Raw genomic sequence first — 14891 nt, forward strand, 5'->3', positions numbered from 1 at the left:
CTCAGGCCGTCAGGAAGCCTTCTTCTTGGCGGCGGGCTTCTTGGCCGGCGACTTCGCCGCGGGCTTCTTGGCGGATGCCTTCGCCGCCGGCTTCTCGTCCGCCCCGGCATCCTTCTTGCCCGACGCCTTCGATCCGCCGCCTTCTCGAGCAGCGCGCGACTTCTCGACGCTCGCGCGGAGCGCGGCCATGAGGTCGATGACCTCCCCGCCCGCCGCCTCTTCCTCCTGCTCGCCGAACGTCTCGGAGGTGTCGAGCGCGTCGCCCTGCTCGAGCTTCGCCTCGATCAGGGTGCGCAGCTCCTGCTGGTACTCGTCGGTGAACTCCTCGGGATCGAAGTCGCTCGAGAAGCTCTCGACGAGGGATGCCGACAGCTCGAGCTCCTTCGCCGAGATCCGCACGCTCTCATCCAGCGCCGGGAACGCTGCTTCGCGCACCTCGTCGGCCCACAGCAGGGTCTGCAGCACGAGCACGTCGCCGCGCACGCGGAGGGCGGCCAGCCGCGTCTTCTGCCGCAGCGAGAACCGGACGATCGCCGTGCGGTCGGTCTGCTCGAGCGTCTTGCGCAGCAGCACGTACGCCTTGGGCGAGCTCGAGTCCGGCTCGAGGTAGTAGGCGCGATCGAGCGTCAGCAGATCGATCTGCTCGCTCGGCACGAACTCGACGACGTCGATCTCACGACTCTTCTCGGCCGGAAGCGCGCCGAGATCGTCTTTGGTGAGGACGACGGTCTTGTCGCCGTCGTCGTACGCCTTGTCGATGTCGGAGTACGGCACGACCTCGCCGTCGATCTCGCACACCCGCTGGTAGCGGATGCGCCCGCCGTCCTTGTTGTGCACCTGATGCAGCGACACGTCATGGTCCTCGGTCGCCGAGTACACCTTCACCGGCACGTTGACGAGCCCGAACGTCAGTGCACCCTTCCAGATCGCCCTCATCACACCAGTGAACACCAGGGCGGCGACACCGGACCACCCCCTTGCGGGCGACGTCGCCGATAATCTGTGCACATGGCGGGCGACGAGCAGCTGGTGCGCATCGGCGGCCGGCGCCTGCGCATCACCAACCTCGACAAGGTGCTCTACCCCGAGTCGGGCACCACCAAGGGCGAGGTCATCGACTACTACTCGCGCATCGGCGAGGTGCTGATCCCCCACGTCATCGGGCGTCCCGTGACCCGCAAGCGGTGGCCCGACGGCGTCGGCACCGAGGACGACCCGGGCATGGTCTTCTTCGCGAAGGACCTCGAGCGGGGTGCACCGTCATGGGTGAGACGGATGCCGATCCCCCACTCCACGGGAACCAAGGAGTATCCGCTGGTCGGCGACATCCCGACGCTCGTCTACCTGGCGCAGGTGGCCAGCCTCGAGCTGCATGTGCCGCAGTGGCGCTTCGCGCCGGACGGCGGTCGCGGCCCCGCCGACCGGCTCGTCCTCGACCTGGATCCGGGCCCCGGCGCCGGTCTGCAGGAGTGCGCCGTCGTCGCGGGCTGGGCGCGCGACATCCTTCGCGGCATGGGGCTGGAGCCGTATCCGGTCACGAGCGGCAGCAAGGGCATCCATCTCTACACCGCCCTACCGCCCGGCCAGTCGACCGAGGAGGCGTCCACGCTGGCGAACGAGCTCGCCCGAGCGATCGAGGCTGACCACCGCGACCTCGTCGTCAGCAGCATGAAGAAGAGCGAGCGCCACGGGAAGGTGCTCATCGACTGGAGTCAGAACAACGGGTCGAAGACGACGATCGCCCCGTACTCGCTCCGCGGCCGCGCACATCCGACGGTTGCGGCGCCCCGCACGTGGGACGAGCTCGACGACCCCGAGCTGCGCCACCTCGAGTTCACCGAGGTCCTCGAGCGCATCGAGACCATCGGCGATCCCATGGCGGCCCTCGGCTTCCACGCCGGCGGGCGCGAGGCGGAGTCCGGACCGCTGTCGGCCTACATCTCCAAGCGCAGCGCGCAGCGCACACCCGAGCCCGTGCCGGCGAACCCGCTGGGCGCGACCCCTTCGGGCGAGCGGCCGCGCTTCGTGATCCAGGAGCACCACGCCAGCCGCCTGCACTGGGATTTCCGACTCGAGCGCGACGGCGTGCTGGTGAGCTGGGCGGTGCCGCGCGGCGTCCCGCACTCGTACAAGCGGAACAACCTCGCCGTCATGACCGAGGACCACCCCATGGAGTACGCGACCTTCGAGGGCACGATCCCCGCCGGCGAGTACGGCGGCGGCACGGTGACCATCTGGGATGACGGCCGCTACGACCTCGAGAAGTGGCGCGACGACGAGATCATCGCGACGCTCGAAGGGCGCCCCGGTGGGCCGCTCGGCCGCGTCCGCCTCGCGCTCATCCGCACGGAGGGCGAGGGCGAGAAGTCGAGCTGGCTGCTGCATCGGATGAAGACGGATGCCGACGGCCGGCCGCAGCCGGACGGCACCGTCGTGGAGCCCACTCCCCAAGCCGACGAGCCGCGCCCGGCCGCCCGCACCGGCCACGAGCGGCATGCGTCGTCCCCCGGGGCGGAATTCCGGCCGACGGCATCCGGAACAGGAGGTCCGGCGCAGACAGGACGAACCGGCGTGAAGCGTCCTGTCGTCGGCAGAAGACCTGATCCGGGCGACGACGCAGGGGCCGAACCGTCGGCGGCGCCGCTCCCCCACGGTGAGGAACTGCGCCCGATGCTGTCGACGACGGCGACCCCCGCCGTCGCCCGCGCCGCCTCGGAGCGCTGGGGCGCACCCGCGTGGGTCGAGATGAAATGGGACGGCATCCGTGCCGTCGGCGCGTGGGACGGTCGCCGACTGCGGCTCTTCGCGCGCAGCGGCAACGAGGTGACCCACCGGTACCCCGAGCTGACGGCGGTCGACGCCGGACTCGGCCGCGAGCCGGCCGTGCTGGACGGTGAGCTGGTGGCGCTCGAGCCCGATGGTCGTCCCAGCTTCCCGCTGCTGCAGACGCGCATGAACCTCGAGCGGGCCGGCGACATCGCGCGGGAGGCCCGGCGCACGCCGGTGCGCTACTACCTGTTCGACATCCTCGCCCACGACGGCGACGATCTCGTCGACCTCCCGCTGCGCGAACGGCGCGATGTGCTCGAAGCAGTGGCGGCGGCTGGGCCCACGCGTTCAGAGGCTCCACGCGGCGTGCCAGCGCCGCGTGGAGGGAACGTGGGGACCGTCGATGCGATCGCCGTGCCGCCGGTGTTCGACGATGTCGACGCAGCCCTCGATACGAGCGTGCAGCTGCGGCTCGAGGGGATCGTCGTCAAAGACCCGAGCTCGCGCTACCTGCGCGGCGGCCGCTCCGAATCCTGGCTGAAGGTCAAGATCACCCGCACGCAGGAGGTGGTGATCGCGGGCATCCGTCCCGGCAAGGGCGGGCGCAGCAGCACCTTCGGATCGCTGCTGCTCGGCATCCCGGACGAGGGGGGCCTGCGGTACGCCGGCCGCGTCGGGTCCGGCTTCAGCGACTCGACGCTCGCGACGCTCATGAAGAAGCTGCTGCCCCTGCGCACCGACGACAATCCCCTGACCGGCGTGCCTCCGCTCGACGCCCGCGACGCCCTGTGGGTGCGCCCGGAGCTGGTCGGAGAGGTGGAGTACGGCGAGTTCACGCCGGGCGGCATCCTCCGCCATCCGCGGTGGCGGGGGCTGCGTCCCGACAAGCAGCCCGAGGAGGTGCGCCGCGAGGACTGACCGGCTTCCCGCTCAGGCGTGGGGTTCGTGCTCAGGCGTGGGCTTCGTGCTCGACGTGGCCGGCGGGCTCGAGCTGGAAGGTCGAGTGCTCCACGTCGAAGTGCTGCGACAGACAGGTCTGCAGACCGCTCAGGATGCCGGCTGCCCGGCCGTCCGCGAGCGCGGCATCGTCGACGACGACGTGGGCCGTGAACACCGGTGCGCCGCGGGTCAGCTGCCACACGTGGACGTCGTGCACGTCGACGACACCGGGCGTGGCGAGGATGTGTTCGCGGATCTCCGTGACGTGCGTGCCCTCGGGCGCCGATTCGGCGAGCACCGACACAACCTCGCGGAGCAGCCCGATCGCGCGCGGCACGATCATCGCCGCGATGAAGAGCGACGCGATCGCGTCGGCCTGATTCCACCCCGTGGTGAGCACGACGATCGCCGCGACGATGACGGCAGCCGACCCGACCAGGTCGCCGAGCACCTCGAGATACGCACCACGCACGTTGATGCTGTGCCGCTGCGCCGCGCCGAGCAGCCACATCGCGACGGCGTTCGCGACGAGTCCGATCACGGCGACGACCAGCATGAGACCGCCGGCGACCTCGGCCTCGCCGGGATTCAGCAGCCGCGAGACGCCTTCATATGCCACCCACGCTGACAGCAGGATGAGGATGATGCCGTTGACCAGGGCGCCGAAGACCTCGGCCCGCTGATAGCCGAAGGTGCGGCGGTCGTTGGCCGGCCGCGCGGCGACCGTGCTCGCGACGAGGGCGATCACGAGGGCTGCGGCATCCGTGAACATGTGCGCCGCGTCGGCGAAGAGCGCAAGGGATCCCGACAGCGCCGCCCCGACGATCTGCACCACCATGACGGTGGCGGTGATCGCCAGCGAGATCGTGAGGAGGCGGCGGTTGCCGGCCCCCCGGATCCCGGTCGGCGCGTGATCGTGCATGCGCCCAGGCTAAGCCCGCGACCGGCCCGGAACGGCCCGATCCGGCTAGTCGGGAATGATCGTGATTCTCAGTCGCAGCACCGCCGGCGACGGGTCAGAGCTCGGCGAGCAGCGGTGCGAGCGCCTCGAAGGCGCGAGCGCGATGGGATGCCGCATTCTTCTCGAGGGCGTTCCACTCGCCGACCGTCCGCTCGGCGTCGGGCGCCTGCCCGTCGGGGATGAAGATGGGATCGTAGCCGAAGCCCCCCTCGCCCGCGGCCGCCTCCGCCAGGCGACCGGGCCACACGCCCTCCACCACGCTCTCGCGCGAGGCGTCCCCCGGCACCACGAACGCGATCGTCGAGACGAACTGCGCCGTGCGGTGCGGATCGCGGATGTCGGACAGCTGGTCGAGCAGCAGATTCAGGTTGGCCGCGGCATCCTTCGCGTGTCCTGCCCAGTAGGCCGAGAACACCCCGGGCGCGCCGCCGAGCACATCGACGCAGATGCCCGAGTCGTCCGCGAGAGCAGGCAGGCCGGTGTACTCCGCCGCGGCCCGCGCCTTGATCAGCGCGTTCTCGGCGAACGTGACACCGTCCTCGACCGGCTCAGGGCCGTTGTAGGCCACGACCACGAGATCCGGCCGCGTGATCGCGACGATCGCCTGGAACTCCTCGACCTTGTGGCGATTGTGGGTCGCGAGCACGATCTGGCGCACGACGCCGTCCGCATCGGCGGCAGTCTGGGCCTCCGCCTCGGCGATGGCATCCGCCATGTCGTCCGGGTGGGCGGTCATGCCGCGCCCCCGGCGACACCCTCGCCGAGCGCGGCGAGCTGGCGCGTGCGCAGGTCGACGCAGCCGTTGACGCCGAGCTCGAGGAGGGCGTCGAGTTCGCGCTTGTCGAAGGGCGCGCCCTCGGCGGTGCCCTGCACCTCGACGAACAGACCGCGACCGGTGACCACGATGTTCATGTCGGTCTCGGCGCGGACGTCCTCGACATAGGCCAGGTCGAGCATCGGCTCGCCGTCGATGATGCCGACAGACACGGCCGACACCGAGTCGAACAGCACCTGCGCCTTCTGCCCGATGAACTTCTTGCGCCGGCCCCACTCGATCGCGTCCGCCAGCGCGACGTATGCGCCCGTGATGGCCGCCGTGCGCGTGCCTCCGTCGGCCTGCAGCACGTCGCAGTCGATCACGATCGTGTTCTCACCCAGCGCCTTGGTGTCGACGACGGCGCGCAGTGCCCGGCCGATCAGGCGCGAGATCTCATGCGTGCGGCCGCCGATCTTGCCCTTGACGCTCTCGCGGTCGTTGCGCTCGTTCGTCGCGCGCGGCAGCATCGCGTACTCCGCGGTGATCCAGCCCTTGCCCTTGCCCGAGAGCCAGCGCGGCACGCCGTTGGTGAACGACGCGGTGCACAGCACCTTCGTGTTGCCGAACGAAATCAGGGCCGAGCCTTCTGCCTGGCTCGACCAGCCCCGCTCGATGGTGACGGGACGCAGCTGGTCGACGGTGCGGCCATCGGCGCGGGTGATGTCGGTCATTTCTCTCCTCTGACGGTGCGCATGTCCCGAATTCGATCGCTTCCGGATGCCGGGAGCGGTGGGTTTCGGGACATGGTGCGGGGATTGTGGGACACGGATGCCTCAGCCGAGTCGCGTCGGCAGATCGATGGCGCCGGTCTGGACCAGCCGCACCGAGCTGACCTCGCGGCCCATGAGCCGGTGGGCGAGGCGCAGGAACTCGTCGGCGGACGCGCCGGTGGCTTCGTAGACGTGCTGGGGGTCGGCATCCGGACCCGCGAGCAGGTCGCGGGAGACCAGCTGACGGTAGACATCCTTCGCGGTCTCGGTATCGCTCGACACCAGGCTGACCTCGGGCCCCATGACATAGCTGATCGCGCCCTCGAGGAACGGATAGTGCGTGCAGCCGAGCACCAAGGTGTCGACGCCGGCGTGGCGAAGTGGCGCCAGATACTCCTCGGCGACCGCGAGCACCTCGGGCGAGCCGGTGATGCCGGCCTCGACGAACTCCACGAACCGCGGGCAGGCCTGGGCGAAGACCGTGAGCCGTTCGTTCACCCCGAGCATGTCCTGGTAGGCGCCCGAGCTGATGGTGCCGGCGGTGCCGATGACGCCGACGCGCCCGTTGCGGGTCGTCGACATCGCGGTCCGCACGGCGGGGTTGATCACCTCGACGACCGGAACGTCATAGCGCTCTCGCGCGTCGCGCAGCATGGCGGCCGACGCGGTGTTGCACGCGATCACGAGCATCTTGACGCCCTGCGCCACCAGGTCGTCGAGCACCTCGAGCGCGTAGCGGCGCACATCCGCGATGGGCTTCGGCCCGTAAGGCGAACGTGCGGTGTCGCCGATGTAGAGGATCGACTCCTGCGGCAGCTGGGCCGAGACGGCCCGCGCGACGGTGAGTCCGCCGACTCCGGAGTCGAAGATTCCGATCGGCGCGTCGTTCACGATGCCCCAGCCTACGCCAGCCGCTCACTAGGCTGGCCCGCATGACCCACGGGCACGCTTCGCGAGAGGGCGCCTCGACCGCCCTGCTGACGGACCGCTACGAGCTCACCATGGTCGACGCGGCCCTCCGCGACGGCACGGCCGACCGCCGCTGCGTGTTCGAGCTGTTCGGCCGGCGGCTGTCGGCGGGCAGGCGCTTCGGCGTGGTCGCGGGCACCGGCCGGCTGCTGTCGCTGATCCGCGACTTCCGCTTCGCCGACGAAGAGCTGCGGTTCCTCCGTGACGAGAAGGTGGTGGATGCCGCGACCCTCGACTTCCTCGAGGGTTACCGCTTCACCGGCTCGATCACCGGCTACCGCGAGGGCGAGCTGTACTTCCCCGGCTCCCCCATCCTGACCATCGAGGGCACGTTCGCCGAGGCCGTCGTGCTCGAGACGCTCGCGCTGAGCGTGCTCAACCACGACTCCGCCATCGCGACCGCGGCCGCGCGCATGAGTGTGGCGGCGGGCGACCGGCCCCTCGCCGAGATGGGCTCACGCCGGGCGGCGGAGGGGTCGGCGGTCGCCGCCGCACGCGCGGCATATATCGTCGGCTTCGCCGCGACCTCCAACCTCGAAGCCGGCCGGCGGTGGGGCATCCCCACGATGGGCACCGCCGCGCACTCGTGGACGCTGCTGCACGACACCGAAGAGGACGCCTTCCGCGCCCAGATCGAGGCGCTGGGCGTGGGCACCACGCTGCTCGTCGACACGTACGACATCCGCCGCGGCGTCGAGACGGCCGTGCGCATCGCCGGCCCCGGGCTCGGGGGCGTGCGCATCGATTCCGGAGACCTTCCCACCGTCGCGGCCGAGGTGCGCGCTCAGCTCGACGAGCTTGGAGCGACCGGCACCCGCATCACGGTGACGAGCGACCTCGACGAGTACGCGATCGCTGCCCTCGCGGCATCCCCCGTCGACTCGTACGGGGTAGGCACCTCGGTGGTGACCGGGTCCGGAACCCCGACCGCCGGGATGGTGTACAAGCTGGTCGCCCGGCAGGGCGACGACGGCGGGTGGGTCGGCGTGGCGAAGGCGTCGACCGACAAGGGTTCGAAGGGCGGGCGCAAGGCGGCGTTCCGCACGCTGGACGACGGCACGGCCACGAGCGAGCTCATCGTCGTGTCCGATGGCTTCGAAGCCCTCGACACGGGGGCGTCGCACCCGCGGGCGCGGCCGCTGCAGGTGCCGCTCGTGACCGACGGCGCACCGGATGCCGCGTTCGAGGGCACCGACGGCGTGGAAGCCGCCCGGGCGCATCACGCGCGCGTGCGCGAGGAGCTTCCGGTGCGCGCGCTCGCCCTCAGCCGCTCCGACCCGGCCATCCCGACGGTCTACGCCGACGCAGAGTGACGCTCACGCGCGGCGCGGGCTCGCACCTGCGCGATCCGACGGACGGTGTCAGGCGCCGAGGGACTCGTAGATCTCTTTGCAGGTCGGGCAGACCGGGAACTTCTCGGGGTCGCGGCCGGGCGTCCACTTCTTGCCACACAGCGCACGCACCGGCTTGCCGGTGATCGCGGACTCGAGGATCTTGTCCTTCTTCACATAATGCGAGAAGCGCTCGTGGTCACCCGGCTCGATGTTCTCTTCTTTGAGGAGCTCTTCGAGCTCGCGATCGAGGGTCGCGATGCCGCCCTGATCAGGGCTGTCCAGCGGGGTGCTCATGGTCTGTCAGTGTAGTCGGGGCCGACCGGTGTCGGGTCCGTCGGGACGAGTCAGGTCGACTCGGCGAACTCCATCAGGCGCCCGCCGTGACGCTCGAACACGATCGCCCCGATGGTGATGCCGACGACCAGTACGCCGAGTCCGATGGCGAGGCCGCCCCACAGCGCCATGTCCGCGGCATCCGTGTCTCCCTGCAGCGCGAGCCAGCCGCACCAGAGCACCGGCGTCGACAGGAGCAGCGCGCCGAGCATGACGGAACCCTGCGAGAGCGCGCCGACCGCGCTCGTGCGCTGCGGCTGCTGGAAGGGGCTTTCGCCGGGCCGCGAGACCGCATAGGGCGCGACCACCGACGAGATGCTCGACAGCCCCAGACCGGACAGGAACAGCGCGGCACACACACCGGTGAGCGCCGGCAGCACCGCCCACCGCCCGTGAAGCGTCGTCGCGACGGGAATTGCCACCGCCAGCAGCGGCACGCCGACGAGGAGCACCGGCACCAGTCGCCCGACGCGGTCGGAGACGCCCCGGACGCCGCTTGCGATGTGCATCCACACCGCCGTGGAGTCGTAGGCGAGGTCGTCGTGCGGCAGCCACCCGAGGAAGAGCGCCGCGAACGGCACAGGCACCAGCGCGACGAGCTCGGGAGGAACGCCCGCGATGAGCAGCGGCACCACCGTGATCGCCGCCGCGAACGGGATCACCAGACCGTTGACGACGTAGCGGCGATCGCCGAACCAGTAGACGAGGCTGCGCGCCGCGACGGCGCCTCCCGGCGTTCCCGGTGCCACGCCGAACCACCCCAGACCGCCGCGCGCACGGCCGGTCGTGGGCCGCTCGGTCGTCGTGAGCAGCCGTCGAACAGCCCAGGCCCAGAGCAGGGCGAGCACCACGATGGTCGCCACGGCGACGAGTGCGGGCAGCCAGGCGTCGCCGCCGACGGCCACCACGCCCGGAAGCGCCCAGGCCGCCCCGAGCGGCGTCAAGGCCAGCGCGTCCACGGCCGCGAGCAGCTGCGGCGGCACGGCGCCCTGCCACTCGAGGGATGCCAGGAACACGCCCACCGGCACCACCACCACCAGCACCACGAGCACGAACACCCCCGACAGCTCGCGCGATCGCCGCTCGCGCAGGAACAGCGACGCCAGCGCCATGCACAGGCGCGCGAGCAGCGCACAGGTCAGGACTCCCAGGACCACGCTCACGATGCCGACGGCGACCGGCACGCCGTGGTCGGCCCAGACGATCGCGGCGCACACGGCGACGGCGACCAGCACCATGATCGGCACGCTGATGAGTCCGGCGACGGCGAGCACTGCTGCGAGCCCACCCCGCGGCAGGCCGAAGAGCGCGAACCGCCGCGGATCCAGCGGATCGTCCACCGCGCCGAACAGGGGCGCGAGCGCGAAGCCGAGCGTGACCGCGGAGCCGCCGAGCACGGTGACCGCCAGCACCTCCTCGGTGGCGGCATCCCGCAGCGTCAGCAGGCCCCAGCAGGCCGCCACCGTCGCGGCGAGGAGGAGGACCAGCGCGCCGACGACGCGGACGACGTGCCCCGCGTCCCCGCGGAGCGCGCCGAAGAGCAGCGCGATCCTCAGTCGGAGAACGTGTGCAGCCACTCGAGGCCCTCCACGTCGCTGAGGCCTCCGGCCAGTTCGACGAAGCGCTGCTCGAGCGTGAGCTCGCCCCGCACCTCGGCGACGGTGCCCTCGGCGAGCACCTGACCCGCGACGATGACCGCCACGCGGGTGCAGACCCGCTCGACGAGGTCCATGCCGTGACTCGACAGGATCACCGTGCCGCCGTGCGCCACGTACGCCGAGAGGATGTCGAGGATGATCGAGCTCGAGACGGGATCGACCGCCTCGAACGGCTCGTCCAGCACGAGCAGGCGCGGCGAATGGATGAGCGCCCCGGCGAGCATGACCTTCTTGAGCATGCCGGCCGAGTAGTCCGACACGCTCCGGCCGAGCGCGTCCTCGAGATCGAATGCGCGCGCCAGGTCCGCGGTTCGACTCTCGACGACGGCCGGAGGGAGCTTGCGCAGCACTCCGTAGTAGTAGAGCAGCTGGCGCCCCGTCAGACGGTCGAAGGTGCGCAGCCGATCGGGCAGGACGCCCATCAGCCGCTTGGCTGCGAGCGGCTTGGCCGCGGCATCCACCCCGCCGATGTGGATCGTGCCGCGATCGGGTTCGAGGAGGCCGGCGATCATCGAGAGCGTCGTGGTCTTGCCGGCGCCGTTCGGGCCGACCAGGCCGTAGAACGTCCCGGCGGGCACGGTGAGATCGATGCCGTCGACCGCGTGAGTGCTGCCGAACCGCTTGGTGACGCCGCGCAGCACGAGCGCATCGCCGCCTGTGACGGGCAGCGCCGCGGTGCCGGGAATGACGGATGCCGCAGCCGCCGTGCCCGCCACGGCCGGGGTGCTCTCGACCACGGGCGGGACCGACGACGGCTGAGGCGCGGCTACGGGCGGGACGCCGCGCCGGGTCCCGGGGTCGAGGTCCGGGGCAGGCGTAGGTGCGGGCGCGATGGAGGCCGCTGCCTCGGACGCAGGCGCGGAAACGCGCTCGGGCGCGGACTCGACCGGCGCCGCGGGCTCGGCCACCGGCGCAGACTCGACCACGGGCTCAGCATCGACCACCGCGGCGGAATCGGCAAGAGGCGTGATCTTCGAGATTTCCTGCGGTTCGGAACCGGGTGCGGGATGGACCGCGGACTCCGGCGGGCTGGCAGCGTCGCGTGCGGGTTCTGCGGAGGATGCGCCCCGGGCTTCCGGTGGGCTGGCAGCGTCGCGTGCGGGTTCTGCGGAGGATCCGCCCCGGGCGTCCGGCGGCCCGGATTCGAGTTCGGGGTCGGTCTCGCGGGGGCGTACGGGAGCTGCGTCGGCGGGCGGTGTGTCCGTGGTCGGCGGGAGGGGCGGGCGCGGCGGGACGACGATGCGCGCGGCGGCGCTCGCGGCGAGTTCGAGATCGCTCGGCAAGGGCGGCGGCGGACCCGGATCGGTCTGCGGCTCGGCCTTTCGCGCGGGGGTGCGCGGCGTGCGCGGCGTGCCCTTGTCCGAGCGCGGCTTGCGGGGCGGGCGGCGGGGCTTGTCCGTGGCCGGCAGTACCGTGTCCGCGAGGCGCACGGCGTGCGCATCGGAGTGACGGTCCGGCTCATCCGGATCGATGTCATTCGGCACCGGGAGGGAGGCTGTCACCTGACCAACGTATCAAGCGGGTCTGATCCCGGGGCAGTTCGTGTCGCCGCGTCGCGGGCAATCGCGTTATGTCACGAATCGGCAACGGGAGCCCGACATTATGCGCCTTCCCAGGGGTCATGGATAGCATGGTCCCGGCACGAAGGGGTGTCGCGCCGGTGAACCGGCAGTGAATCACGCACTTCAGGAGAAGACTTTTGACCCTTCAGACCGTCATCCTCGCAGCCGGAATGGGCTCGCGCCTCGGCCGCAGCCTTCCCAAACCGCTCACTGAGCTGAGCGACGGCCGCAGCATCATGCAGCAGCAGCACGACAACATTCGTGCCGCCTTCGGCAGCGACGCCAGGATCACCACTGTGGTGGGCTATCGCGCAGAGACCGTGGTCGAGGCCTTCCCGGACGTGGACTACGTCTACAACGACCGCTACGACCAGACCAACACCTCCAAGAGCCTGCTGCGCGCCCTCGCGAAGACCGGTAAGGGCGGCGTGCTATGGATGAACGGCGACGTGGTCTTCGACCCGCGTGTCCTCGGTCGCGCCATCGAACTCATCGAGCGCGACCAGTCGTTCGTCACCGTCAACACCTCCAAGGTCAGCGACGAAGAGGTCAAGTACACCGTCACGGCTGAGGGCTTCATCAACGAGTTGTCGAAGACCGTCAAGGGCGGGATCGGCGAGGCCGTCGGCATCAACTACATCTCGAGCCGCGACAAGAAGGCGTTCATGCGCCACCTGACGCGCGTCGACGATCAGGACTACTTCGAGCGCGGTCTCGAGCTCGCGATCGCCGAAGACGGCGTGCTGCTCCAGCCGCTCGACATCTCGGACCTGTACGCCGTCGAGGTGGACTTCGCCGAAGACCTCGAGCGCGCGAATCTCTACGTCTGACCCCTTCGCGCAGGTGTGTCAACCCTGAGCCGACGTCAGGCCGGGGACGCATAGACTCGGCGCGATGAGCGAGAAGGTTCACCGCATCCACTCCCTGCCCGGCGACTCGCCGTGGCAGGGGGGTCTGCCGCCCACGGGCTCGGACGAGCACCCGTTCACCATCCGGGCGCTCGATCGGGTGCTCTCGATCCAGCGGCCCGTCGTGCTCGCGCATCTGCGCAGCGTCCGGCTGCGGCATCCCGATGCCTCAGCGGCCGACATCGTCCGCATCCTCGAGCGACGGTATCTCGCTGCCGTCACGTCCGGCGGCGCTGCTGTGGGCGCGACCGCCGTGGTGCCGGGGATCGGCACAGGCGTCACCCTGGCGCTCAGCGGTGTCGAGACGGTGGCCTTCCTCGAGGCGACGACGCTGTTCGCACAGTCGGTCGCGGAGGTCCACGGCATCCCGGTCGCGGATCCCGACCGCGCACGTGCGCTCGTGCTGACCCTCATGCTCGGCAAAGAAGGCGTCGACCTCGTCGCGCAGCTCGCCGGTCAGGCAGCCGGACGCGGCCCGACTCGCTCCGGCTACTGGGGCGAGCTCATCACCTCGTCCCTCCCGCGTGCCGCCGTCGGGCCGCTCGTCGATCGACTCAAGTCCACCTTCATCCGTCAGTTCGCAGCTCGCGGCGGGGCGTCCTGGATCGGCAAAGCGCTACCCTTCGGGATCGGTGCGGCCATCGGCGGCGTGGGCAACAACATCCTGGGGCGGCGCGTGCTCGTCGGATCCCGGCGCGCGTTCGGCCTGCCGCCGCTTCAGCTGCCGGCCGAGTTGGAGCCTCGACCGGGCGCTGACCGCGTCGAGCGAATCGCAGGACGTGGCATCCGTCGCGCCGGCGAGGTCGTGGTCGGCGGCGTGACACGCTCGACGGCGGCAGTCGGAAGTGTCGTCCGGCGCAGGAAGCGCGAGATCGAGCCTCCTTCCGCCGACTGAGGCTCCTCCCCCGCACCTCGCCGAGGGGCACTTCGCAGGGTTCTGCACAGCGAGACCGTCGTGGCCGGTATATCGCTCCCTGCGCGTCGGGGCCGGCTCCTACCGTGGCGCTCATGCTTCGCGCCCTCGATTCAGACGAACCCCCTCCGCCCCACGCCTATCGGGTGCCCTGGCGTGTCGACGAGGTCTACGACAGGCATCCGCTCGTCACCAACGCCAGCCGCCTGCCGCTCGATGTGGTGCGCGTCTTCGTCGCCGCCGGTGCGGCGTCCCTGACCGAGCACTGGGGGCTGATGCCACCGGGTGACACGGCCGAACTGTGCCTCTGCGACGCCGAGCCCGGCTGCGCCGTCGTCACCATCGCCTGGCTCCGTCCCGACGACGGCGAGGAGTATCTCTGGAGGTTCGGCATGTGACCCCGCCGACCCTGCCGGGGTGAGAATAGCCGTATGGGTCTGTTCAGCCAGCGTCCCGAAGAACCCACCGAGTGGGCGGGTCTGCCGTCCGAGCCGGCGCGCACGGAGTCGGGCGCGGAGAGACTTCCGGATGCCGCACCCATCGATCTGGGCGGTCTGGGGACCATCGGGCTGCCAGAGTTCAACGGCGGCAGTGTCGAAGCGATCGTGATCCCGGTCACGCCGGTGGACGAGGTCGATCCGGAACGTTAACAGAAGTCGATCGACTGAATCAGCCGAATCTTCGTATCTTTGTTCTTGCTTGCTACTCACTTCAGCGATAGTGTGTAGTTCAGAGATTCGATGACATGGGTGGGCTCCGAGTGATCGGGGCGGTGGAGTGGGTGCGGCCGGAGCCGCGGGGATGGTGGCAGGGTGCGCGGCGCTGGGGCGCCGGGATCTCCCGTGCCTGTTCCGCTCTGGTCTGCGAGTCGTGATGTCTGCCACCCCTGCGTTCGATTCCCCCGGTGTCCCCGGTGACGACGCGTTGCCTGCCGAGCTGGCGAGCGTGATGCGGCTGGTCGCCGGGTTCGAGGCGGGTCGGCGGGAGCGGGCGGCGGCCGACGCGGCGGAGATCCGGT

General features: G+C 70.6%; 14 protein-coding genes. 6 read left to right on the plus strand and 8 right to left on the minus strand.

All coding sequences use genetic code 11. The annotated features are described in order from the left end of the window. Nucleotides 1-9 precede the first annotated feature (9 nt). A complete protein-coding gene (locus B1729_RS14695) occupies nt 10-936 on the minus strand; it encodes a Ku protein (RefSeq protein WP_163617481.1) in 927 nt (308 codons plus the stop codon). Between the two features lie 72 nt (nt 937-1008). Here B1729_RS14695 and B1729_RS14700 point away from each other — a divergent pair, with 72 nt between their 5' ends. Further along, nucleotides 1009-3687, plus strand: coding sequence for an ATP-dependent DNA ligase (locus B1729_RS14700; protein WP_163633489.1), 2679 nt, complete (start codon nt 1009-1011; stop codon nt 3685-3687). Nucleotides 3688-3718: 31 nt separating this feature from the next. Here the strand turns inward: B1729_RS14700 and B1729_RS14705 are convergent, their stop codons facing one another. From B1729_RS14705 to murI, 4 genes are all read right to left on the minus strand, one after another. After that, a complete protein-coding gene (locus B1729_RS14705; RefSeq protein ID WP_163617483.1) occupies nt 3719-4630 on the minus strand; it encodes a cation diffusion facilitator family transporter in 912 nt (303 codons plus the stop codon). A gap of 94 nt (nt 4631-4724) precedes the next feature. Beyond that, the gene (rdgB, locus tag B1729_RS14710; RefSeq protein WP_163617551.1) at nt 4725-5384 is read right to left on the minus strand and encodes an RdgB/HAM1 family non-canonical purine NTP pyrophosphatase; all 660 of its coding nucleotides are present in this window, start codon (nt 5382-5384) and stop codon (nt 4725-4727) included. Between the two features lie 17 nt (nt 5385-5401). Next, entirely contained in the window at nt 5402-6157 is a 756-nt protein-coding gene (rph, locus tag B1729_RS14715) for a ribonuclease PH (protein ID WP_163617484.1), read from the minus strand. A gap of 102 nt (nt 6158-6259) precedes the next feature. Continuing rightward, nucleotides 6260-7087, minus strand: a complete 828-nt coding sequence (murI, locus tag B1729_RS14720; RefSeq protein WP_163633491.1) for a glutamate racemase — start codon at nt 7085-7087, stop codon at nt 6260-6262. 41 nt (nt 7088-7128) lie between these two features. On the opposite strand from murI, the gene B1729_RS14725 reads away from it, so the two are divergent. Then, the gene (locus B1729_RS14725) at nt 7129-8478 is read left to right on the plus strand and encodes a nicotinate phosphoribosyltransferase (protein ID WP_163633492.1); all 1350 of its coding nucleotides are present in this window, start codon (nt 7129-7131) and stop codon (nt 8476-8478) included. 48 nt (nt 8479-8526) lie between these two features. Here B1729_RS14725 and B1729_RS14730 read toward each other — a convergent pair whose 3' ends face one another. Genes B1729_RS14730 through B1729_RS20810 form a run of 3 tightly spaced genes read right to left on the minus strand, consistent with a single transcriptional unit; the run spans nt 8527 to nt 11416 of the window. After that, on the minus strand, nt 8527-8793 hold the full coding sequence (locus B1729_RS14730; RefSeq protein WP_163617487.1) for a DUF3039 domain-containing protein: 267 nt from the start codon (nt 8791-8793) through the stop codon (nt 8527-8529). A gap of 50 nt (nt 8794-8843) precedes the next feature. After that, nucleotides 8844-10409 carry a hypothetical protein gene (locus B1729_RS14735; protein ID WP_163633495.1) on the minus strand — a complete coding sequence of 522 codons (1566 nt, stop codon included), beginning with the start codon at nt 10407-10409 and terminating at the stop codon, nt 8844-8846. Then, nucleotides 10385-11416 carry an ABC transporter ATP-binding protein gene (locus tag B1729_RS20810; protein ID WP_239539661.1) on the minus strand — a complete coding sequence of 344 codons (1032 nt, stop codon included), beginning with the start codon at nt 11414-11416 and terminating at the stop codon, nt 10385-10387. Before B1729_RS20810 ends, B1729_RS14735 begins: the two co-directional genes overlap by 25 nt. 773 nt (nt 11417-12189) lie before the next feature. On the opposite strand from B1729_RS20810, the gene B1729_RS14745 reads away from it, so the two are divergent. The 4 genes from B1729_RS14745 to B1729_RS14760 all read left to right on the plus strand — a co-directional run bounded on the left by B1729_RS14745 (nt 12190) and on the right by B1729_RS14760 (nt 14523). Further along, nucleotides 12190-12882, plus strand: a complete 693-nt coding sequence (locus tag B1729_RS14745; protein WP_163617489.1) for a phosphocholine cytidylyltransferase family protein — start codon at nt 12190-12192, stop codon at nt 12880-12882. A 64-nt stretch (nt 12883-12946) separates the two neighbouring features. After that, complete coding sequence (locus tag B1729_RS14750; RefSeq protein WP_163617490.1) at nt 12947-13855, plus strand: hypothetical protein; 909 nt, start codon at nt 12947-12949, stop codon at nt 13853-13855. A 113-nt stretch (nt 13856-13968) separates the two neighbouring features. Further along, a complete protein-coding gene (locus B1729_RS14755) occupies nt 13969-14271 on the plus strand; it encodes a hypothetical protein (protein WP_163633497.1) in 303 nt (100 codons plus the stop codon). A 33-nt stretch (nt 14272-14304) separates the two neighbouring features. Continuing rightward, nucleotides 14305-14523, plus strand: a complete 219-nt coding sequence (locus B1729_RS14760) for a hypothetical protein (protein WP_163633499.1) — start codon at nt 14305-14307, stop codon at nt 14521-14523. The last annotated feature ends 368 nt before the right edge of the window (nt 14524-14891 follow it).

The organism is Microbacterium sp. B35-04, assembly GCF_010634885.1.
Classification (GTDB): domain Bacteria; phylum Actinomycetota; class Actinomycetes; order Actinomycetales; family Microbacteriaceae; genus Microbacterium.

Coding starts and splice junctions, on each gene's coding strand:
- B1729_RS14700 (WP_163633489.1), top strand. CDS start 1,009: ATGGCGGGCGACGAGCAGCTGGTGCGCATCGGCGGCCGGCGCCTGCGC.
- B1729_RS14730 (WP_163617487.1), bottom strand. CDS start 8,793: ATGAGCACCCCGCTGGACAGCCCTGATCAGGGCGGCATCGCGACCCTC.
- B1729_RS14725 (WP_163633492.1), top strand. CDS start 7,129: ATGACCCACGGGCACGCTTCGCGAGAGGGCGCCTCGACCGCCCTGCTG.
- B1729_RS14755 (WP_163633497.1), top strand. CDS start 13,969: ATGCTTCGCGCCCTCGATTCAGACGAACCCCCTCCGCCCCACGCCTAT.
- rph (WP_163617484.1), bottom strand. CDS start 6,157: ATGACCGACATCACCCGCGCCGATGGCCGCACCGTCGACCAGCTGCGT.
- B1729_RS14705 (WP_163617483.1), bottom strand. CDS start 4,630: ATGCACGATCACGCGCCGACCGGGATCCGGGGGGCCGGCAACCGCCGC.
- rdgB (WP_163617551.1), bottom strand. CDS start 5,384: ATGGCGGATGCCATCGCCGAGGCGGAGGCCCAGACTGCCGCCGATGCG.
- B1729_RS14760 (WP_163633499.1), top strand. CDS start 14,305: ATGGGTCTGTTCAGCCAGCGTCCCGAAGAACCCACCGAGTGGGCGGGT.
- B1729_RS14750 (WP_163617490.1), top strand. CDS start 12,947: ATGAGCGAGAAGGTTCACCGCATCCACTCCCTGCCCGGCGACTCGCCG.
- B1729_RS14695 (WP_163617481.1), bottom strand. CDS start 936: ATGAGGGCGATCTGGAAGGGTGCACTGACGTTCGGGCTCGTCAACGTG.